The sequence below is a fragment of the Thermoanaerobaculum aquaticum genome, from assembly GCF_000687145.1.
In the GTDB taxonomy this organism is placed as follows: Bacteria; Acidobacteriota; Thermoanaerobaculia; order Thermoanaerobaculales; family Thermoanaerobaculaceae; genus Thermoanaerobaculum; species Thermoanaerobaculum aquaticum.
The window spans coordinates 46,439-67,173 of the sequence record NZ_JMFG01000004.1 but is presented as its reverse complement, the minus strand read 5'-3'; the positions used below and the strand labels follow the sequence as shown (position 1 = coordinate 67,173).

The window sequence follows — 20,735 nt, the reverse complement described above, 5'->3', positions numbered from 1 at the left end:
GGGCGTTGCGCCTGTACCCGCCGGGCCATCCCGGCCTGGAACCGCTCAAGGGTCGGCTGCAGCGGGACATTCGGGCGCTGCCCGATGAGCCCCTGGTGCGTTTGGTGCTTAACCCCGACCGGGTTTTTTGGGGGGAACATGAGGTTGTTCCACCCGCCGAAGCCCCCGGCCGGCGTTTGGTGCAGCTGCTCTTTCAGCTGGGCTTGGCGGTGGTGCAGATGAGCTTTCCCGAAGCTGAGCAGGGCTTGCTGGCCCTCACCCAGTACCTGGCGAGCCTGGGGGATAACCCCCGGGAAGCGGACCGGCAGATGCTTTTGGCGGCGGCCGCGGATTTTCCTGGTGTGCAGCTGTTCCCCTTGGACCTCTCCGGGGTGCAGGTGGTGACCGAAGAGGAAATTTCGAGCAAAGACGGTTCCCGCCTGGCGTGGCCGCAGTTGGCCAAGGTGCTGGCCCGGGATTGGGCCTTTGCGTGGCCGGGAAAACTCAAGGAGGGGCTTCTCGATGCCGGCTCGGTGGTGGAGCTGGCTAACAGCCTCCCCGACCCCGGTCCCGTCTTTGAGTACCTGTTCCGTTCGGTGGCCGAGGCCCTGGAAGGTTCGCCCCAGGCCCAGCGGCCGCTTTTGGTTTCCGAGCTTCGCCTCTTTCTTGCCGACCTCTGCCGCCTCCTGGAACCTGAACGCCGGAGCATGGCGGTAGCTGCCTTCCTCCGCCAGCCCAAACTGGCTGACCTGGTGGGCACCCGGGACCCGATCCTGGCCCTGGAAGTGCTGCTGGATGGCGTGGAGTTCTTGCTACTCCACGACGAACCGGTTCCCCCCGCCATCCAGCGCCTTTTGGCCCAAATGGCCTCGCCGGAAAGCGTTACGGAAATGGACGTGCCCGTGGAGATCGTCAAGCGCGCGCGCCAGCTCCTTCCCCGCCTTCCGGTCCCCGGCGAGGAACCCCCCCAGGTGCTTCCGGAAGTCCGGGGAAAAATCGCGGTGGACTGGTCGGGAATGCCGTGGGTTCGGGAGCTTTCGGCGTCCTGCGCCGAAACCGAAGTGGAGGCCCACTTCGTGCGGGTCCTGGGCGAGATGCTCACCCTGTGGCCGGGGGCCCCGGCCGGTGAAGCCGCCGCTGCCCGCCTGGTGGAGGTCTTCGTGGGGGCGGTGGCCATGGGCGATTACCCCACGGCCCAGCGGGTAGCCCCGCTGGTGGGGGCCTCCCGCAACCCGCAGTTGCAAGAAAAAGCCATGCAGCAGGCGGTGGAGGCGGTGGTGGCCGCCCTGGGCACCAGCGACCGCCAGCACCACCCCACCCTCACCGCCATCCTCGCCGGCCTGGGTGAAAGGGCGCTGCCCTCCATCCTCGAGGCGCTAGCTGCTGAGGAGCGTCTGGCGGTACGCAAAAGGCTTCTCGAGGTGGTGCTCCGTTACGGCAACCGTGCGGTTCCTTACCTGCGGCCGCTGCTGGAGGATGACCGGTGGTACGTGGTGCGCAACGCCGTGTTTTGCCTGCGGAAGCTGCAAGACAAGGCCATCCTTCCGGCCATCAAACGCCTCCTCCCCCAGGCCCGGCCTCAGGTGGCTGCGGAAATCCTCAAAACCCTGGTGGCCCTGGAGGACCCCGAGTGGCTCCCGCTTTTGCGACGGGAACTGGAAAGCGAAGACGAGGAAAGGGCCCGGGCGGCCCTGGGTGTGGCCTCCCGCATCCCCCACCCCGCGGTGGTCCGGGCTCTGGTGGAGCGGCTTCGCGCGCAAATGGGCATGAAGCTTAGGGAGCCCCTCACCTTTGACCTCATCCGCGCTCTCGGCCGCTTGCGGGACCCCCGAGCTTTGCCGGTGCTTCAGGAAATCCTGGAGCTCAAGCAGTGGCGTTACCCGTTTGCCCTTGCCCCGTTGCGGCGGGAAGCGGCCATGGCCATTGCCCAGCTGGAAGGCGCAGAAGCCCAACGTGTGGCGCAAGCGCTGGCCACCGGCAGGGACCACGAACTTGCCGATGCGGTGCGACAGGGGAAGAGCCTGGCGACCACCCGGGAAGAGGAGGAAGGGTGAACCCCGAACGCTGGGAAGAGCTGGTTCTTTCGGTGCTGGGGGAGCTGGCCAGCGGCCTGACCGCCGTAGCCCTTTACGGTTCGTCCCACCCCCGGGCACAGGAAAGCCTGCGCTCCCTCAAGGCCCTGCTGGACGAGCTGCTGGCTTCCCAACCCACGCTGGACCTGGTGGTGCTGGGGGAAGAGCTTTTCGTGGAGGAACGCCCCTTCACCCGCGCCAGCCGCCACGCTGCCGCGGTTCTCCGACGGCTCACGCGGCGGGGTGTGGAGCACGTGAGCTTCCGCTCGGGTGTAGGGGAAGCAGAGCTGAAGACGTTCCTGGAAGAGCTAGCCGCCGGCGATGAAACCCCCGTTCACTCCCAACCCCACATTGTGGTGGGCAAGGTGGAGCTGGCAGAGGAAGCATTGGGTGGCCCGGACCGCGAGCACGGGCGCGCGGGTCGCGGGCACCTCCCGGCGGTCCGCGACCGCATCACGCTTTTAGCCCAGGTGTTCGTGGATTTTGCCGCCACGGGTTCGCTGGCCGTGGGGGATCTCACCCGCATCACCGAGTCCATTTGGGAGCTGCTGGAGGACAACCCCCAGCCCATGGATCACATGGCCCCCTGGGAGGGGGAAGAGCGCTGGCCGGCGGTACACGCCCACAACACCGCGGCGCTGGCCATGGGCATGGCCAGGCTGGCGGGGCTTTCCCGCGGGCCAGTGGCCGACATTGGCGTGGCTGCCCTTCTCCACGACGTGGGCAAGCTCTTCACGCCGGAAGAAGTGCGGGTGCGGGAGCTTTCCCTTTCCGGGCCAGAGCTGGAGCTGGTGCTGGATCATCCCATGGAGGGCGCCACCGCTTTGCTGAAGGTGCCACACCTCACGCCATTAGCCGCCATCGTGGCCTTTGAGCACCACCTCCACTACAACGGCACCGGTTACCCCCGCCTCTCCCGTCCCCGCCGCCCTCACCCCGCGGCGCGGTTGGTGAGCGTGGCGGAGGCGTTTTCGGTGCTGGTGACGGCCCGGGGGTACCGCGGCCTCACCACCCGCGAATCCTCAGTGGCTTTCCTGGCCGAGAGGGCCGGTACGATTTACGACCCCGGCATGGTGAAGGCGCTGCAGGAGCTGGTGCTGGGCAACGCTTCTTGAACGCCCCGATGATCGAGGCACATTGCTACTCCACAAAATAGCCCGCCGACGTGCGCACGGTAAGACCGGGCTTCTTTACCTTGACAGTCACCTGCCGGAAGGTGCCGGCGGGAGCATCAGTGGCCGAGCTGTAAGCCAGAAGGTACTGGCTGCGCAGCTCCCGCTCGATCTGGCTGTACACCGGCCCCAGGTTCGGCGGCACGGGCAAGAAAAACGCCTCCCCGCCCGTAGCCTTCGCCAGGCGTGAAAGCTGGGAACGGGCCTTCACCGCGGTCAAAGGCACCCCAATGGCAATGGTGTACACCGTGACCCCGCTGCGCTGGGCAAAATCCAGGGCCCGCTCAAAGGGAGCGCGGGAGGCGGTGTCCTCGCCGTCGGTGAGCACCACCAGGGCTTTCCGTCCACGCACGCCGGAAAACTGGAAAACGCCGTAAATCACCGCGTCCCAAAGGGCGGTCTCGCGTTCGGCCCGCAAGGTCACCAGCGCCCGTTCCAGGCTGCCAAAGTCGGCGGTAAAGGGCGCTAAAAGCGCCGGCCGATCGGAAAAGGCAATGACAAACGCCCGGTCCTTGGGGCGCAGGAGGTTCTTGACAAACCCCAGCACCACCTTTTGCACTTCGGGAAGCGTGTTTTCCATGGAGCCTGAGGTATCAATGGCCAACCCTACCCGAATGGGCAGGTCTTGCTCCCGGGAAAAGTGGAGGATTTCCTGGGGTACGCCTTCATCCAGGACCTCAAAGTCCTCCTTTTTCAAGCCTTCCACAGGCTTTCCCGAGCGATCCAGCACCAGCACCGGCAGCTCCACCGCCTGCACCCGCACGGTGGAGATGAACTGTGGTGCGTTGACCAGCTGCACGTCTTCCGCTTGACTGCCATCAGCAAGCACCGCCAGCGCCCGCACGTAACCCAGCTCCTTGCCCAACCGCACCGGCAGCACCGCGGAAAACGGTGCGCTGTACAGGGTTGCCAGGTGCTGGTCGTTGAAGTAAAGCTCCACCCGCTCCAGTTTCTGGTCGGAGGGCACGTTAACCGAGGCGCTGACCGCAAGTCCCTCCGGGCGCTGGTCAGCTTTGGTGATGGGGCTCAGCCGCACAAAAAACCGCTCCCGCCCCACGTTCAGCACCACCTCGGCGCGGTCCACTTCCCTGTCCTTGAGGTCGTAGCCCACGGCGGTGACCGTGGCCAGGCGCGGCAGCGGTCCCAAGTCCAGCTCCACTTCAAAGGGAGGGCGGTTTTTGATCAGCACCGACTTGCCATCCAGGAGGAACTCCACCTTGGCAATGCTGGCATCCACCAACGCGGTAAAGCGCTGAACTCCGAAAACCCCCTCGCCTTGTGGCCCCACAAGCGTCAGCAGCTTTTCCTGGGGGGAGCGCGCCTGGGTTTCTGTGGCCACGGTTTGACCGGACTCCTCGGGCAAGCGCACGGCAAAGGGAAGCTCCACCACCCCGGCCCGCCTGCCGTGGGCGTCGGCCACCCTCAGCCGCAGCACGTAATCGCCCACCCGCAGCTCCCGCTCCACCACCAGCGGCAGGATTTGCGAATCGGCAGGGAAGGTGAAGGCGTAACGGAAGCGGTCCGCCATTTCCCCACCCCGGGCCACCTCCCCCACCACGTCCAGCTGCACCACCTCTGCTTCCCCCACTTGGGTGGTGGTCAAGCCAGCGCGCGGCACCTCGCAGGAAAAGCGCACCAGGCCTTTGGAACCCCTCCTCCCCACCACCTCGGCCCGCGGGGAAAACTCCAGGGGCTCGGCATCCTTGGGCAACAGCGTGGAGAAGGCCAAAAACCTCTGTTCCGCCGACTCCTTCCCCAACCGTGCGCTTTCCACCACCAGGTGCTCCAACCGCTGCCGCACCCCGGGGTCGGAAAGCCAGTACTCGGCGGAAGCCAGGAGGTTGAGGAGCTCATCCACGTTGCCACAGCGGAACTCCGGGCGCTCCAGCCGGCTCATGGTGGGCCGGCGCAAGGCTTGTTGCGCGTTGGGGGTGTACAGGACCCAGCGGGTTTCAAAGGGGTCCCACATGCGGAAGCGGCCCAAGCCGTAAGGCTTGTAAAACAGCAGCGTCACGCCCTGCCCTATCCCCGGAATGTAGGCGTAGCGCCAAAACTCCAGGGGGTAAAAAACCTCGGGACAATCCACCGGCAAACGGGCGGTGGGAGCGCCGTGCAGCAGCAGGATCCTGGCCCGGTCTTCGGTGGTGTTGCCAAACTCCTGCCGGCAGGTTAACAGGCGGTCCTCGTAGATGCGCCGGAAGCTGGCGCCCAAACCCACCTGCTCCCCCCAAATTTGCCACAGGCGGTTGACAAACTCCTCCCGTTGGGCATCGGTTGTGAGCTGCAGAAAGGCCTTCTTTTGCTCGTCGGAAATGAGAGGGTAGACCTCCTCCTCCAACCACCGCTGCCAGCGCTCGGGCAGCGCCTTAAATTGCGCGCGTTGGGAGGCCAGCACCAGGGCCGAAAGCAAAAGGCCCGTCGCTGCTATCCCCAGCTTTATGGCCGTTTTTGCCCGTCCAGTTCCTGCCAGCACTCCCATAGCGCCCCCTTGCCCTGTACCAACACTTTCAAGTCACTGCCCATGCCCGCCGGGTGCACCAGCAGCCGCACCTCCCAGGGTAGCGAGGTTTCCTTCCCGCCTGCACCGGCCAGCTCCAGGATCCCCCAGCGCGTCAAGAAAAGCCCTAAAGGCTCTACGGGCCTTGCACCAAAACCCAAGTCGTTCCCAGCCGCCAACAGGTCGTCCCAGTTAACGTGGGCGGTGATGTCCACCTCCCCGGGGTGCGACAGCAGGTCAGTCACCACACGGTGCTGCCGGTACCCGGTAAGGCTTCCCCCCCGCCGGGCCCGAGGGTTGTAGAGAGACCTGGCGGGGTAGCCGTAATCCAGCACGAAAACCACCGCATCGCTTCCCGCCCAGGCCAAAACCTGCTGGTGAAACCTCCGGGCTTCCAGACGAACCTCAGCCCGCTGACCGGCTTCCAGGGTAATGCCATAAGCGGCAAGGTAAGCCGAAAGCTCCGGCGTGGAGGGGTTATCGGCGACCAGGCGCAGCGTGCCATCCTCTGAAGCCTCCACGTAAAGCTCGCAAAGCCCGCCTTCGGTCCCCCCTAGCAGATGACAGGGCAACGCATCATAAAGCTCGCTGGCAAAGATAAGGCAGGGACCCTCAGACGGCGACATTTCCGCCAAGGAGGCAGCCAGCTCCACCTGCGGCAGGCTGGCAGCCATCGCCTCACGGCCCGCCGGCGAAACCTCCACCGCCATCAGCCTCGCAACCGTTTGGGCGTCGAGAAAACCGGCCAGGTTCCGCAAAAAGCGCCCATCCCCTGCCCCCAGGTCCGCAAAGGTGAGCGGCTGACCCCGCCGCTCCCGCAAGGAAGCCAAGATCTTCGCCCACAACGCGGCAAAGAGCGGGTGTGCTGTGGGAGCGGTGACGAAGTCGCCCTCAGGCCCCGCCGGGTAGCTACCCCGGGGCCGGGCGTAGTAGCCATACCGGGGGTGGTACAGCGCTAGCTCCATGAAACGGGCAAAGGTCACCCGCTGGCCGGGAGCAAGGATCCACCGCTCGTTCGCCATGGCTCGAGTTTACTGCCAGGAAAGGCCCCGCTCCTAGCGTTGCTGCATGGCCGCCCAGCGGATTACAGCCAAACCCAAAGCGGCGAGCTCCCAGGAGTCTTCGGCCAGTTCGATGCGGGCCTGAGAGTGACAGCCCAGCCGAAAGGAGTAGTCGCTCCAGCGTAATCGCGCCAGGGTTTGGTTGTGGAGGGTAGCAATTTCTGCCTTCTGCGGCCCCACGATCAGCGGGTTGGCCACCCGGGCCATGACCACCGCTCCCGTTTGGGCGTTGGTGAGCGTCCACGACGTTCCCCAAAGGGAGCTGGGAACGAAGCTCCAGAGCTCGCGGCCCACCACACCACGGAGCTCCCAACGGTTTTTCCACCACCCCGGGGAGCGAACAAAGCGAAGGTTTGTGCGACCAACGCCATCGCTCCACTCCAGCTCCAGGGACATTACCCCCCGCAGCTTGGTGTAGCTCAACGGTGTAAAACCTGAGCTTTGCTCCACGTGGTAAAGCACCTTGCCCACAGGATCCCGGAACACGTAGCGGGCCGGCTTTAGGGCGGGCGCCAAACACTCACCCAAAATCACCCGTTCCAGAATCGGCGGTGCGAGCATGGTTTTTTGTTTTTATTTCTCGGTGCTCAGGACCACTGGCAAACCGGTCTTGGGGTTGCCAATGATCACGATCTTGGCGTTTGGGCTGGCAGCTAGCTTTTCCGTAGCCTCGATGCCCTTCCACTCCAAAAGCTGCTGGGAAATGCCCTGGGAAACGATGCGCTGGAAATCGGCAATCCCCTGCGCTTCAATGCGCTTGCGCTCGGCCTCTTGCTGCTCCTTTTGGAGCACGAACTTCATTTGCTCCGCCTCCTGCTCCCGGCGCAGCTTTTCCTGAATGGCGTTGGCCACCACCGGCGGCAGCCCGATCTTGCGCAAGAGCACCTGTTCCCCCACCACCCCGCGGTCGGCGGTAAGTTTGCGGAAGAGTTGGAAGATCTCCTGGGCGATGCGCTCCCGCTCAGCCGAGTACAGGGCTTTGGCCTCGTAGGAAGCGGTGATTTCCCGGATGGCCGAGCGGAACTGCGGTTCCACCACGATCTCCGGGTAGTTAGGGCCAATGGTCTTGTAAACGTCGGGTGCCCGGGTGGCGTCCAAGCGGAAAAGCAAGCTCACCTCCAGATTCATGATGAGCCCTTCCTTGGATGGCACTTCCGCTACTTCCTTGATCTCCTGGGTACGAACCGACATCTTCACCACCCGGGTGAACGGCAAAACCAAGCGCACGCCCGGTGGCAAAACGGTGGGCGAAACAATTCCAAAAAAGTCCTTCACCCCAACGTGTCCGGCGGGAACCACCGTAATGGGGTTGGCAAAAACCGCCCCCAGCACCACCAGGCCGAGAACGATCACCAGCCGGGTGACGTTTTTCTCCCTGCTCCCGGAAAAAAGCGACGGAACCTTTTCTTTAAGCTCCATGACCGACCTCCGTGGCCTCACGGCCGCGTTTTTTAAAGCTCCTCCAGCTCCCAGTCCACGTCCGCGTTTTCATCTTTGGCATTGGGCGATATCACAATGGCCACCCATACCGTTCTGTGGCCTTTCAACGAGAGCCTGGCGTAGTAGGTTCCCGGACCGGGAAAAACGTAGACCTTGCCGCCCCCCTTGCCGTCCCAATCGTCGGCAATGCCGATGGCTTTTCCTTCGATTTCCACCAGCGCATCTTCCGGGTCCACGTTGAACACCGCCCCATGCCGGCCGTAGTAGGTCTTGACCACTGGCGGCGGTGGCGTGGGTGTTGGGGTGGGCAGACCTGTGGGTTCCACCGCCGGCACCACCGGGAGCGGCGTGGGCGTGGGAAGTGGGGTTGCCGTCGGTGCCACGGTGGGCGTAGGACTGGGGAGCACGGCAGGGACCTGGGGGGTCCCGGCGGCTAAGGGTTCCTGGGGCACGGGCGTGGCGTCCGCCAGAAGCACGGTGGCCGGGGGCGGGCTCGAGCGCCGACCCAGGAGCAGAAGCAAACCTAAAAGCACCACCCCCGCCGCCACCGCGAGCCAAAGAACCGCTTTCCGCTTTTTTGGCTCAGCCACCGGCGGGGCTTCCGGGCGCCCGGTCTGAACGGTCGCCAGGGGCATGGTGGGGAAGGTGGACAGCGTGCTTTCCACTTCCCCCTTTTGCGCCAGCGCGCGGGCTTGTGCGGCAAAGGTGGTGGCGTCAGGAACTCGCTGCGCCGGGTCCTTAGCCAAACACCGTTTGAGAAACGCCACCAGCTCCGGGGACAGGGAGCCAAAAGCCTGGGGGTCGGCAAAGGGATCCGTGTTGAGGATCTGGTAAACCAGGGTGGTGAGGGTTTCCGCGGGAAAGGGCCTTTTGCGCAGCAGCATCTCGTACAGGATCACGCCCAGGGAAAACAAATCGGAGCGGGCGTCCACGTGCTCACCCCGCACCTGCTCCGGGGACATGTAAGCGGGGCTGCCCACGGTGGTGCCGGTGCGGGTCAGGCCGGTGGCTTCCCCCACCGCTTTGGCCACGCCAAAGTCACTGACCTTGACCCTGCCGTCCCTGCCAATGAGGATGTTGGCCGGCTTCACATCCCGGTGCACCACGCCGGCTTGATGGGCGGCTCCCAACGCTTCGGCCACCTGCGCCGCCAATTCCAGGGCCTCCCGCTGGGTAGGAAAATCTCCCCGGCGCAGCCGCGCCGCCAGCGATTCCCCTTCCACCAGCTCCATGACCTGGTAGAGCTGCCCTTGCTCCTCACCGGCGTCGTACACTGTGACCACACCGGGATGCACGATGCGGGCGGCCAGCTTGGCTTCCCTCAAAAAACGGGCGACGATTTCCTCTTCCGTTCCCCCGCTGACGGTGTCGGCGCGGATGGCCTTGATGGCCACCGGCCGCTCCAGCTGCGGGTCCCACCCCCGGTACACCACCCCCATGGCCCCGCGGCCAATTTCCCCCAGGATTTGGTACCTCCCCAAGCGCATCGGTGTGCTCATGCTTCCTCCTCCAGGTCCTTATCCGTCACCGAAAGCTCACCCCGTTCCGCGGCCGCCTGCAGCTCCTGGACCGCCGCGGCGAAGCTGTCGGGAACCAGCAGCAGGTAAAGCTCCATCCCCGCATCGGGTGCGGGGTACTGGCTCACGCCGCGGTTAGCGACCACATGGGGAATTTCCCGGGCGGCCAAGAGCCCTCCCAAAATCTCGGCATCAGCGGGGTTGCGGGCGGTTCCCACCACCACCCATGTTTCCTCCTGAAGCGTGGTTGCCAAGGGAAGCTCCCCGCCACAGAGCGGACAAACCGCAAAGCTGTCACCGAAGTAGGTATCGCATTGTTCGCAGTACCTGGGCATGGCTCCTGGCTCCTCCCAAAGCAACTTGGGTGCCTTAAGCATAACAAACCCACCTCGACGAGCCCGCGGTCAAGGCCTACATTGAAAAAAGAGAAAAAGGAGGTGCCTATGCCGATTTTCATTCTGCTGACCAAGCTCGCACCCGAGTCCAGCCAAAGTGCCCAGGCCCGCCGGGCCATGGGGAAAGAGTGGCTGCAAAAGGTCAAGAGCTTATGCCCTGGCGTGAAGTTCCTGGCTCACTACGCAATCCTCGGCCCTTACGATTTCATGGACATTTACGAAGCCCCCGACGCCGAAACCGCCCACAAGGTTTCCCTCATTTCCCGGGCCGGTGGGGCGGTTTCCGCCGAAAGCTGGCAAGCCCTCCCCTACGACCGCTTCCTCTCGGTGCTGGAAGAAGTAAGCAAGGGCGCTTGAGCTGCGGCCCGCTGGCAAGCAGCAGCTTGAGGAGGAAAAAAGGCCTGGGCTTTCGCCGAAGCTTGGCCCTTCAAAGGCAAGTACTGCCCTAAAGCCGGGCAAGATGGATGAGAAGAGCTTTGAAGACGGGAATGACACCCCCGTGGGGGATCATTTCGCCACGAACCAGCACCAGGCCCAACAGCCCCCAAAGAACCGGCACGGCAAAAAGCGCGGTCTTCCTCCAAACCAACTGGGCTTTTACGGCCAGTACCACCGCCAGAAACGACAAGACCAGCAGCACCCGGGAGTACGCGTACGCCTCGGTGATGACGCTGGGACCCAAAACCAACCCCAAGAGCCCAAAGGCCAGGTAGGCTAGCTCCCACAGGCCCATGCCGGGATGGACCGCGAAAGCCAGAGAACCCACGGTAGCCAGCAGAGCCACGAGACCCAGGACCTCCACCCCGTTGATATCGGCAGCGGCAAACACCTGGCGGATCTTCCAGGGAAGCCAGGCCAGCGGAAACCCAAAGTTGGCCAGATCTTTCGTGGAGAAGGCGGAACCCACCTGCAAGTGCAGGTACACCCGCCAGCCGAAAAACGCTACCAGGGCGGGAATGACAAGCAAAACACCCCGCCGCAGGTGTTGTTCCCGCCACTGCCACCACACCACCGCCGGCACCAGCAGCAGCGTGGTCTCCCGGGCCAGCACGGCGGCAGCAAGAAAAGCGCCACCCCAACCCCATTTTCGCCACTCCAAAGCCAGGAGAGCACCCAGCAACAGCGTCACCGCTGCACCGTCCGGGGTGGCCCGGGTAAGCGAGGTAACTAAACCCGCCGTTACCGGAAGCGGCAGGGCCCAAAGAACCGGGACACCGGTGCGCATAAGCCACCAAGCCACGATCAGCACAGAGCCAAGCGCCAAAAGCCAAACCAAGGCTAAATACCACCAAAGTGCTGCATGACCGTTGCCCAAAGCCAAAACCCAAGCCAAAGCGGGCAAAAGCATGCGCTGGGCGCGGTAGGAGGGGTTATCCAAAGCCTTTTGGGTTTCGGGATTACAAAGCCACGGGTCGGCAGCTAACGCGGCGTAAAACTGCCCATCGTAACCCCAGGGGCTATCCCGGGGAACGTCCTGCATCACCGCAGGGTGGTAAAACCCGCTTCCCAGGCGGAAAAAGCCGCGCCAATCGCCAGCGTATTTCACAACCGCCAGGGTGTGGCCCACAACACCCCAAAACACCAGCATCGCCACGGCCAAAAACGCCAGCACCTGTTTTTTTGTCCCTGCCGCCACAGCCTTCTCAAGCCAGCGCATCCGCTACCCTTGCTCCACGGCGGGAGTATAGGGGTAAGTTTGAAAGCCAAACCGCTTCTCGAACGCACCGGGCGTGAAGTCACCACCCCAAAAAGAAAAACCCCGGCAGAGCCGGGGTCAAGGCGAGGAGGGATGAGGCTTAACGGTGAGGCCTCCCCAAGTACCGCCGCACTTGGCCAGGGGCGGTGGCGGTGCCGGGACGCGCCGTGGGCATAAACTCACCCGAAAGCAACACTTCGCCCGAAGCATCACGCAGCTCCAGCTTTTGCCAGGAAGACACCGGCAAGGACGCCTCGGGAAGCGGCAACTGGTCATCCTCCGGCTGGGTGGAGAAGATCACATGGATGTACCCATTGGCCTGGGTCTGCACGGTTCCTAGCTCCTGCTCGTCCACCACCACCGTCACCGGCGCCGTGGCTGGCAGGAAAAACGCGGCCAACTTCAGCGTTTGCTTGCTTTCCTTGATTTCCGCAACCCCCAGGCCCATCACCACGCCTTCGGAGGAGGCCAGGGGGGCTACCGCCAGGTATTCGCGCTGGGGATGGCCGCCGCCGTCCCAGCGAGCATCGGCAAAGTTCCCGGTAAGGATCACGGTGCTGCCGTCGCGCACCTCCACTTGTTGCCGGTCCAACAGCGGCGAAAGTTCGGGCGGCAACGGCTCCGCCCCCGGCAGGGACGCGGTGGAAAGGAAGAGATGCCCTTCCCCTTCTCCATCGGTGGAAATGGCTCCGGCGTGCACGCCATCCACGAAGACGTCGTACATGTGCTCCGGCAAGAGGTGCTCCACGCCTACCTTGAAGTCCTCGCGGACCACGGTGTCACCGAGCTTAAATACCCGGATGAGAGCGACCCCTTCCGCCTCCACGGGAGCAGCGGCGGTGGGCTGGAGCTTAACGACCCCAAAGACCTTGCTGTCCGCCGGCGGCGTCACCGGTCCCGGGTTGGCCAGGACCTCCACTTCCTTGGCGTCCAGAGAACCATCGGTGCGGAAAGTACCCTCAATTTTCACCACGCCGCCCACTTGCACCTGTCCGTGTTCCTGGTCAATTTCGGTTTCGGCGGTCACGTGCACCACCACCCCTGCCACCGTCCAGTCCCCCACCAGCCCGTCAGGGGGAAGGGCTTCCACCTTTCCCACCAGCTTGCCCTCCCGCTGCGGGTGGTTGTGGGCCAAGGCACCGATGGCCAGGCTCAACAGGAAAAGCACCATGACGGCAATAAAGGGCCAGTGGCGACCGTACGTCCGCCGAACTGGCCGATACCCTGAAAAGCTGGCGACGAGATTCATGGCTGCCTCCACGTACCAACCTAAGCCCCTTACCCTCCGGCGGCAGTGAGCTGGGTCACACCGGTGGGATTCGCCACTCAAAAGCGGTGGAAACCCTACGCTTCGAGCCATGACGCCCTGCGCTAAGATGCCCAGCATGGAACAGGTTCCCGCTTTTTACCGTGATCCTTACCTATCCCGGCTGCAAACCCGAGTGATCGCCAGCGGGCGCGATGATCGGGGTGTGTGGATCGAGCTGGCAGACACCATCTTTTACCCCGAAGGGGGTGGTCAGCCGGCGGATCGCGGCACGGTGGCCGGCGTTCCTGTGGTGGATGTGCAAAAGGGTCCCCAGGGGATTCGCCACTACCTGCAAGGGGAGCCCCCCTCGGGTGAGGTCACGCTGGAGCTGGACTGGCAGCGGCGCTACGACCATATGCAGCAGCACACCGGCCAGCACCTCCTTTCGGCCATTGCCGAAGACCGCTTTGGCTGGAAAACCACGGCGTTTCATTTGGGAGCCGAGCTTTGCGATGTGGAGCTGGATGTTCCTTCCTTGAGCCCGCCCCAGCTCGCCGAGCTGGAAGCCTGGGTGGCCGGGGAAATCCGTGCCGCCCGAGCGGTTCGCGTCCACTACCTGGAGCCGGAGGAGGTGGCGAACCTCCCCAAGCTCCGCAGCCGGGGTTTGCCGGAGGGCCACCGGGGCAAGGTGCGCTTGGTGGAAATCGAAGGGGTGGACGTGGCCACCTGCGGCGGCACACACCTGGCAAATACCGCGGAAATCGAAGCTCTTGCGCTGGTGGCTACCGAACCCATGCGCGGTGGAACCCGCGTTTACTTTGTGGCCGGGAACCGCTTGCGTCGCCGGCTGCACGCCCACGAGGCCCGCAACGCTGCCCTGCGCAAGCTGCTGGGCGCTGGCGACCAGGAGCTGGCGACGGTGGCCGAGGCCAAGCTGGCTGAGCTTGCGGAGCTGGCAAGGCAGCTGCGCCGCACGCAGGAAGAGCTGGCGGTCCTCTTAGGGGAAAAGCTGGCCACCAGCTCCGAGAGGGTGGTGGTCTTTCACCGGGAAGATGCGGAGCTGACCTTCCTGCAGCGGCTGGCCCGGGCTTTCCTGGAGGCCCAACCCCAGGGCGTTCTGCTGGCCACCGCTGGTAAGGAAGGCCACGGGTACTTCCTGCTGGCTGCCAACCGTCCGGACATCAAGCAACTCGGGGAGCTGGTTGCCAGCGAGCTGGCCGGCAGGGGGGGCGGCTCCGGCAGCATTTACCAGGGGAAAGCCGCCCACCTGGCCCAACGAGAACAGGTGAAAGAAAAGCTCGCCGAGGCCATGAGCCGCTAAACCGCTAGGCCACCAGCTCCAGGGCCTTGTCACCAATGACCCTGCCAATGGCCAGGGCCGCGGTGGCGGCGGGGGAAGGGGCGTTGAGCACGAAAAGCCCCCGGGGGGCCTCCCCAAAGGCAAAGTCATCCAGCAGCTGGCCCTGCCGGTCCAAAGCCTGGGCCCTCACCCCTGAGCCGCGCCCCTCCAGGTCCTCCTCACGAATTTCCGGGACCAGCTCTTGCAGCGCTCGACAAAAGCAAGCCTTGGAAAGGGAGCGCCGCATTTCGGCTAATCCCGTGCGCCAGTAGCGTCGGGCCAGTCGCCAAAAGCCCGGAAACGTCAGGGTTTCGGCCAGATCTCGCAGCGAAACCTGCGAGAAGCGGTAGCCTTCCCGGGCAAAGGCCAACACCGCGTTGGGGCCGGCTTCCACGCGGCCGTCCAGGCGGCGGGTAAAGTGCACGCCCAGGAAAGGAAAGCGGGGGTCGGGAACCGGGTAAATCAAGTTGCGCACCAAATGCCGGCGGTGGGCGGCCAATTCCCAGTACTCACCGCGAAAAGGCACGATCCTGATCCCACCACCCACCCCCACCTGCCGGGCCAAGCGGTCGGCGTGGAGACCGGCACACACCACCACCCCACGGGCCTCCATGGCGCCACCCGGGCCGTTCAGCCGCCAGCCCCGGCCGGTGGACGCCAGCTGCCGCACCCGGAAGCCCAGGCGCAGCTCGCCACCAGCCTGCTGCACCTCCCGGGCCAGGACCTCGGCCACCTGGCGGAAATCCACAATCCCCGTGTCCCCCACCCAAAGGGCCGCCACACCCCGAGCGGCAGGTTCGTACCTGGGGATCTCCGCTCCCTCCACCCAGCGCAAGGCCTCCAAACCGTTGGCTTCCCCCCGCCGGGCCAGCTCCTCCAGGGCCGGGATTTGTTCCTCCCGGGTGGCTACCACCAGCTTGCCGCAAAGCTCAAACGGGATACCGTGAGATTGGCAAAAGGCCAGCAGCTCTTCCCTGCCCTTCCGGCACAGCTGGGCCTTTAAGGATCCGGGACGGTAGTAGAGACCCGAGTGGATGACCCCCGAGTTGTGCCCGGTTTGATGGCGCGCTACCCTGCCTTCCGCTTCCGCCACAATTACGGGCAGGGCGGAGCTGCGGGCCAGATGGTAGGCGGTCGCCAGCCCCACGATCCCCGCACCCACCACCACCAGTGCATCGCCTTCCCTGGTCACGGTGGGATTGTACCTCGATTCACAAACCCAGGGGGTTAGCGGGAAAACAAGCGGTGCCGGAACCTCGCCACCAGCCGGTAGCCCCAGTTGCCAATGGTCAAGAACGGAGGCCTCAGCAAAGCCTTCCACAGCCAGGGCCAGCGCCCACGGAGGGCCAAAAGCCTCACCACCGCGGGAAAGCCCCGAAGCTCCTCGCCTTCGGGGGTGCACACCCTCATTTCTGTGAACTCCCGGGCGGACAACCCGGCAGCGTGCCCGTCCACAAACACCACCGGTAACCCGGCCAGCTTTTTGGCCAGAAACTGGGAGCTTACCCGGCACAGGGTACAGCTGCCGTCGAAAACCACCTGCCACGAGCTTGCCTGCTCCTCTGCGGAGTACCTCACGTATGGGATAACAACCGGCTAACCCTTCACCTTCCCGCTTCGCACCGTTAAAGTTTCCGGGTATGGTGAAAACAACCCCGGGTGTCACCGGCACGTCTCTTTCCACCACCACCAAGGACGGCGTGCAACTAGCCCTTCACCGCTGGGGAGATCCTGATGCTCCGGCGGTGCTGCTTTTGACCGGTGCTTTCTCCAACCACACCTTTTGGCTGGGCACCCGGGGGGTGGGATTTGCTCGTTTCCTGGCCGAGCAAGGTTTCTGCGCTTACGTCCTGGACTTTCGCGGTCACGGCCAATCCCAGCGCAAACCGCCGGGAGCCCGGTGGTGCTTCGAGGATTGGGCGGTGCACGATATCCCCGCAGCGCTGGAGGTGGCATCCAGAGGAGATCCGCTGCGGATCGTCACCCACTCGGCGGCAGGAGCAGCAGCGCTCACCGCGCTGGCGCTTATGCCTCGCTTGGCGGAAAAGGTGGCAAAGCTTGCCATCTTGGCCACTCCGTACCCCTCGCTTCGAAGCTACCGACGCTTCACCGCCCGCTTTGCCGTTTTTCTCTGCCACCGACTGGGGCGCTTCCCCGCTCGCTTTTTGCGCTTTGGGCCCGAGGACGAAGATGGGGGCATCATGGCCCAATGGCTACAGTGGAACCTCAACGGGGCATGGGTCACCCGCGGAGGAGTTTCGGTGCTTTCTCATCTGCCGAGCTTGTCGTTTCCCGTCTTGCTGGTTGCCGGTGCCGGGGACTGGTTGTGGTCCCCACCCCCGCTCTGCCAAAGGCTCTGGCAGATGATTCCGGCTGAAAGCAAGGAGTTCTGGGTGGTGGGCGAAGATGATGGTTGCCCGATAAGGCCAGGCCACGTCAGCCTCGTCACCCACCCCGAGTGCCGGCGGCTCTTTTGGCCGCGCCTGGCTGCCTGGCTTCAGTAACGACCCCGCTTACGAGGTGGGCAGCGGAGCAATGAGGGGCTGCTCGTCGGGACGCGGTTGGAACATCACCGCTCCCACCGTCCCGGGCCCCACATGGGTGCCTACGGTGGGGCCAATTTCGCATTCCAACAGCTCGGAAACTTTGAAGTTATCCTGAATGAGGTTCTTCAGCCGATCGGCCCACACTGGGGCCTGAGCGTGGGCGATGGCCACCACCACCGGTTGCGCCGCGTCCACCCGCTTCTTGAATAGCTCGATGACCCGCGGGTGCGCCGCCCGGCCCCCACGCACCTTGTCCAATGGGGCCACCTCCCCATCGGCAACGGTAAGGATAGGCTTGATGCCCAGCATTTGCCCCAAAAGCGCCCGGGCCTTGCCAATCCGTCCGCCGCGGGCCAGGTACTCCAGGGTGTCCACCACGAAGATCATGTGCATGCGCTCGCGCATGTCCTCCAGGCGCTTGCGAATTTCCGCCGGGGCCAAACCCCGGAAGGCCATGCGCGCCGCAAAAACCGCCAGGGTCCCCAAGGCCGCGCTCACAGCGCGGGAATCCACCACCTCCACCTGTAGAAGGCCGCGGTTGGCCGCTAGGGCTTCGAGCTTGTCGCGGTTTTCGGTGATCGCCTGCCGGGCATGCACTACAGTTTGCGACATCTTCTCGGAAATGTGCACGGAAACCACATCGCTTTTTTCTACGACCTGCCGGTAGGCGGTCAAGAACTCCCCGGGAGTTGGGGGATTGGTGCGGGGGTGGAGGTCCTTTTCGCTGGCCAGCCGCCGGTAAAACTCCCGGGGCGTAATGTCCACCCCGTCCTTGTGGATCTCCTCGCCCAGGAACACCGTCACGGGAACCACCTGGATGTGGTGCTGAGCTGCCACTTCCGGGGGCAAATCGGAGGTGGAGTCAGTGACCACCCGCACTTTAAGCTCAGGCTCGGCAAAGGCCACAAAGCCCAGTTCCTTGAGTCGAACCAGCTCGGCCAGCACCTGACCGTCCAACAGCGGTACGCGATCCAGAAGCTCCCGCAAGGACGGAGAGTCTTGCGAGGCCCCCAGAATCTGTTGCTGCGCAGTGGTGAACTGGGTGGCAAAAAACCCGGGACCCATCACCACCTGGACCCGTGCCTCCAACCCGGGAAACTGGCTCACCAGCTCGTTAAACGTGTGCTGGTCCTCAATGGCCGTGGCCATGAGGGTCAAAAGGTCCTCGCGGATTTCCCGCTCCGCCCCGGGCAAGCCCAAAAGCACCCGGTAGGTCCCGTGCCCCACCCTGCCTAAGCGGGCAAAGGCCTTCACCCCCCGAGCTGGTCCCAATCGCGCGGCAATTACCTCACCGCCCTCCAGCGCCACTTCGCCGCCGGCAAAAAGCACCCGCCCGGTGACCACCGATCGCTGGAGCAGCGGCAAAAGGTCGAAAAATGCCAGGGCGCTTTCGTCGCCCAGCAGGCTCTCCAACCGCTCGTCGGCCTTCAGGCCCACTTCTTTCCCCACCAGCACCGTGCGCAGCTTCCGCAGCAGCGCTTTGGTGGTGAGGCCCTGGGTGGGGACTGCGTACGCTTCTTCGGGAACCTCTTCCGCTGCCGCTTCGGTCTCCACCAGAAGGATGAGCAGCGGTTTGCTCTCGGCTGCAAACTCCCCCAAAATCGTGGCGTCGCCAAAGCCACCCAGCTTGGCATCAGCAACAACCACCTGAGGCCCAAGCCCGAGGGCGAACTTCCGCCCCTCCGCCTCGTCGCCAGCCGCCACCACTTCGTAACCGAAACTCGCAAGCCCTTGCGTTAGTTCTTGTCGGCGGTGCGTCTCCGGGTCCACCACCAAAACCGTAGGCCGTGCCATGCATGCCCCCTGGGTTAGCTCGCGCCCAACAGCAAGCAAACCCAATTGCTAGTATACCCAACATGGAAACGCGAATTTTGACGGTATTTGCTCATCCCGATGACGCTGAAGCCCTTGCTGGTGGCACATTGGTCACCATGGTCAGCAAAGGGGCTAAGGTTTACCTTTGCATCGTCACCGACGGCGACAAAGGCACCCACGATGACAGCGACCCCAAAGAGCGGGTGATCGCCCGGCGGCGGGAGGAACAAACCCGGGCGGCAGCCATGCTGGGCGCCGAGGTAATCTGGCTGGGTTACGAAGACGGCATGGTCCAGCCAACCTTGGAGCTGCGCAAAGATCTGGTGCGGGTTATCCGTCAGGTGCGGCCCCACATCGTGCTCACCCACGACCCTACCGTTTGGTTTCGGCACGGGGCCTACATCAACCACCCCGACCACCGGGCGGTAGGGCAGGCGGCCGTGGAGGCCCTCTATCCGGCGGTGAAAAAAGCGGGCATCTTTCCGGAGCTGGCCGCGGCGGGGTTTGCCCCCCACGTGCCGGAGGAGCTCTGGCTTGCCGGCACCGACGAGCCCAACCGCTTTTTCGACATTGCCCCCGTCTTCGAGCAAAAGATGGCCCTGCTGGCCTGCCATGCTTCCCAGTTCCCGCTGGAAAAGGCGCAGGTGGTGTTTTGCCGGCTGGCGGAAGAAGCAGGTCGCCCGCAAGGCTTGGAGGCCGCCGAGAGCTTCCGGGTCATTCGCCTGGGGCCCCGCACCGTGGACCTCCTGGCCGCCCAGTTTTCCTCCCCAGGCGAACCCGAGGAATAGAAGGCGGCCGCTTTTGGGACGACCTTTCACACCGTGCTTAAGGGGTCCACATCCACAATGCGCCGCACCCCCGCTGGTAGTTTGCTGCCGGTGACCGCCGTGAGAGCCTGCCGCAGCAGCTGCCGACGGCTGGCCAAGAGCAGGAAGTGCACGCGGTAGCGTCCCCGCAGGCGGGGGATGGGGGCTGAGGTGGGCCCCAGGAGGTGCAGACCGGCCGCCCGCGGGACGTTTCTTGCCGCTTGCTCCGCCGCTTTGATGGCGGCCACCTCTCGGGTGGACTCAAAGCGCACCAACGCCAGGCGGTAAAACGGGGGGTACCGAAAGGCCCTGCGGTAGGCCAGCTCCCCCTCCACGAAGCGCTTGACGTCGTGTTGAGCGGCAGCGGCAATGGCGTAATGGTCGGGATGGTAGGTTTGAAACACCACCAACCCGGGTCTGTCGCCCCGCCCGGCCCGGCCGGCCACCTGGGTCAAAAGCTGAAAGGTCCGCTCGGCACCTCGGAAGTCGGGAAAGCCCAAAAGGTTGTCGGCGTTAATGACGGCGGTAAGGGTCACCCTGGGGAAGTGATGCCCCTTGGAGACCATTTGCGTGCCCACGAGCACCTGAATGTCGCCGCGGGCAAAGCGCTCCAAGGTGGCCATGAGCTGGGCGGGGGTGCGGGCGGTGTCCCGGTCAAGGATGCCAACCACCGCCTGGGGGAAGCGCTCGGCGAGCTTTGCGGCAATTTTTTCGGTGCCGGCCCCCACGTCCTCCAGCAGCCCACCGCCGCAGCGAGGGCACGCCGTGGGTGGCTCCACCGTATAGCCGCAGTAGTGACACACCAGCTTCCCAGGGCGCCGGTGCAGGGTGAGGGGGATGGCGCAGTCCCGGCAGGGCATGGTGTGCCCGCAATCGCGACAGAGCAACACCGGAGCCCAACCCCGCCGGTTCACCAGGAGGATGGCCTGCTCCCCGCGCTCAAGCGTCGCCTGCAAAAGCTCCAAAAGCCGAGGGGAAAACCAGCGCCGGCCGTGCTCCCCGGGCTCGGGCGGGGCCTTGGCCAGGTCCACCACCTCCACCTGGGGCAGACGGTCGCCGCTCACCCGCTCGGGAAGCTCCAAAAGCGTGACCTTCCCCTGCTGGGCCAGCCATACGGTTTCCAGAGCTGGGGTGGCGGAAGCCAAAAGCAC

18 protein-coding genes are annotated in these 20,735 nt (G+C 64.5%); 6 read left to right on the top strand and 12 right to left on the bottom strand.

Annotated elements, in window-relative coordinates; all coding sequences use genetic code 11:
• Nucleotides 1-2,033 (top strand): HEAT repeat domain-containing protein (locus EG19_RS01730; RefSeq protein ID WP_152543851.1); only part of this gene is annotated, 2,033 nt, incomplete at its 5' end.
• Nucleotides 2,030-3,166: an HD-GYP domain-containing protein gene (locus tag EG19_RS01725; protein ID WP_038046709.1), complete on the top strand. Its 1,137-nt coding sequence runs from the start codon at nt 2,030-2,032 to the stop codon at nt 3,164-3,166. The genes EG19_RS01730 and EG19_RS01725, both read left to right, overlap by 4 nt.
• A 25-nt stretch (nt 3,167-3,191) precedes the next feature.
• Here EG19_RS01725 and EG19_RS01720 read toward each other — a convergent pair whose 3' ends face one another.
• From EG19_RS01720 to EG19_RS01695, 6 genes are read right to left on the bottom strand one after another with little or no spacing between them, the layout of a single operon-like run.
• A complete protein-coding gene (locus tag EG19_RS01720) occupies nt 3,192-5,702 on the bottom strand; it encodes a VWA domain-containing protein (protein ID WP_152543850.1) in 2,511 nt (836 codons plus the stop codon).
• Nucleotides 5,660-6,742: an SAM-dependent methyltransferase gene (locus EG19_RS01715; RefSeq protein ID WP_053334758.1), complete on the bottom strand. Its 1,083-nt coding sequence runs from the start codon at nt 6,740-6,742 to the stop codon at nt 5,660-5,662. The genes EG19_RS01720 and EG19_RS01715 overlap by 43 nt, the downstream gene beginning before the upstream one ends.
• Nucleotides 6,743-6,775: 33 nt before the next feature.
• A complete protein-coding gene (locus EG19_RS01710) occupies nt 6,776-7,342 on the bottom strand; it encodes a hypothetical protein (RefSeq protein WP_152543849.1) in 567 nt (188 codons plus the stop codon).
• A 12-nt stretch (nt 7,343-7,354) separates the two neighbouring features.
• The gene (locus EG19_RS01705; protein WP_053334757.1) at nt 7,355-8,200 is read right to left on the bottom strand and encodes a prohibitin family protein; all 846 of its coding nucleotides are present in this window, start codon (nt 8,198-8,200) and stop codon (nt 7,355-7,357) included.
• A gap of 32 nt (nt 8,201-8,232) precedes the next feature.
• Nucleotides 8,233-9,720, bottom strand: coding sequence for a serine/threonine-protein kinase (locus EG19_RS12185; RefSeq protein WP_081799838.1), 1,488 nt, complete (start codon nt 9,718-9,720; stop codon nt 8,233-8,235).
• Nucleotides 9,717-10,115, bottom strand: coding sequence for a hypothetical protein (locus EG19_RS01695; RefSeq protein ID WP_038046703.1), 399 nt, complete (start codon nt 10,113-10,115; stop codon nt 9,717-9,719). Before EG19_RS01695 ends, EG19_RS12185 begins: the two co-directional genes overlap by 4 nt.
• Nucleotides 10,116-10,181: 66 nt before the next feature.
• Here EG19_RS01695 and EG19_RS01690 point away from each other — a divergent pair, with 66 nt between their 5' ends.
• A complete protein-coding gene (locus EG19_RS01690) occupies nt 10,182-10,490 on the top strand; it encodes a GYD domain-containing protein (RefSeq protein ID WP_038046701.1) in 309 nt (102 codons plus the stop codon).
• Nucleotides 10,491-10,578: 88 nt separating this feature from the next.
• Here EG19_RS01690 and EG19_RS01685 read toward each other — a convergent pair whose 3' ends face one another.
• Nucleotides 10,579-11,790 carry an AZOBR_p60025 family cell surface glycopolymer formation protein gene (locus EG19_RS01685; RefSeq protein WP_038046699.1) on the bottom strand — a complete coding sequence of 404 codons (1,212 nt, stop codon included), beginning with the start codon at nt 11,788-11,790 and terminating at the stop codon, nt 10,579-10,581.
• Nucleotides 11,791-11,929: 139 nt separating this feature from the next.
• Nucleotides 11,930-13,078 carry a DUF5666 domain-containing protein gene (locus EG19_RS01680; protein WP_152543848.1) on the bottom strand — a complete coding sequence of 383 codons (1,149 nt, stop codon included), beginning with the start codon at nt 13,076-13,078 and terminating at the stop codon, nt 11,930-11,932.
• Nucleotides 13,079-13,214: 136 nt separating this feature from the next.
• Between EG19_RS01680 and EG19_RS12180 the strand changes: the two genes are divergently transcribed.
• Nucleotides 13,215-14,399: an alanyl-tRNA editing protein gene (locus EG19_RS12180; RefSeq protein ID WP_152543847.1), complete on the top strand. Its 1,185-nt coding sequence runs from the start codon at nt 13,215-13,217 to the stop codon at nt 14,397-14,399.
• A gap of 4 nt (nt 14,400-14,403) precedes the next feature.
• Here EG19_RS12180 and lhgO read toward each other — a convergent pair whose 3' ends face one another.
• Both lhgO and EG19_RS01665 read right to left on the bottom strand, forming a co-directional pair.
• Nucleotides 14,404-15,609 carry an L-2-hydroxyglutarate oxidase gene (gene lhgO, locus EG19_RS01670; RefSeq protein WP_081799837.1) on the bottom strand — a complete coding sequence of 402 codons (1,206 nt, stop codon included), beginning with the start codon at nt 15,607-15,609 and terminating at the stop codon, nt 14,404-14,406.
• Nucleotides 15,610-15,644: 35 nt separating this feature from the next.
• Nucleotides 15,645-15,995 carry a thiol-disulfide oxidoreductase DCC family protein gene (locus tag EG19_RS01665; RefSeq protein WP_038046695.1) on the bottom strand — a complete coding sequence of 117 codons (351 nt, stop codon included), beginning with the start codon at nt 15,993-15,995 and terminating at the stop codon, nt 15,645-15,647.
• 62 nt (nt 15,996-16,057) lie between these two features.
• Between EG19_RS01665 and EG19_RS01660 the strand changes: the two genes are divergently transcribed.
• On the top strand, nt 16,058-16,921 hold the full coding sequence (locus EG19_RS01660; protein ID WP_038046693.1) for an alpha/beta fold hydrolase: 864 nt from the start codon (nt 16,058-16,060) through the stop codon (nt 16,919-16,921).
• A 9-nt stretch (nt 16,922-16,930) separates the two neighbouring features.
• Here the strand turns inward: EG19_RS01660 and EG19_RS12175 are convergent, their stop codons facing one another.
• Nucleotides 16,931-18,757 carry a DegV family protein gene (locus EG19_RS12175; protein ID WP_081799835.1) on the bottom strand — a complete coding sequence of 609 codons (1,827 nt, stop codon included), beginning with the start codon at nt 18,755-18,757 and terminating at the stop codon, nt 16,931-16,933.
• Nucleotides 18,758-18,819: 62 nt separating this feature from the next.
• On the opposite strand from EG19_RS12175, the gene EG19_RS01650 reads away from it, so the two are divergent.
• Nucleotides 18,820-19,566 (top strand): PIG-L deacetylase family protein, encoded by a 747-nt coding sequence (locus EG19_RS01650; protein ID WP_053334753.1) that lies wholly within the window; start codon nt 18,820-18,822, stop codon nt 19,564-19,566.
• A gap of 26 nt (nt 19,567-19,592) precedes the next feature.
• Here EG19_RS01650 and priA read toward each other — a convergent pair.
• The coding region (gene priA, locus EG19_RS13545; protein WP_161685279.1) for a replication restart helicase PriA at nt 19,593-20,735 on the bottom strand (1,143 nt) is incomplete at its 5' end.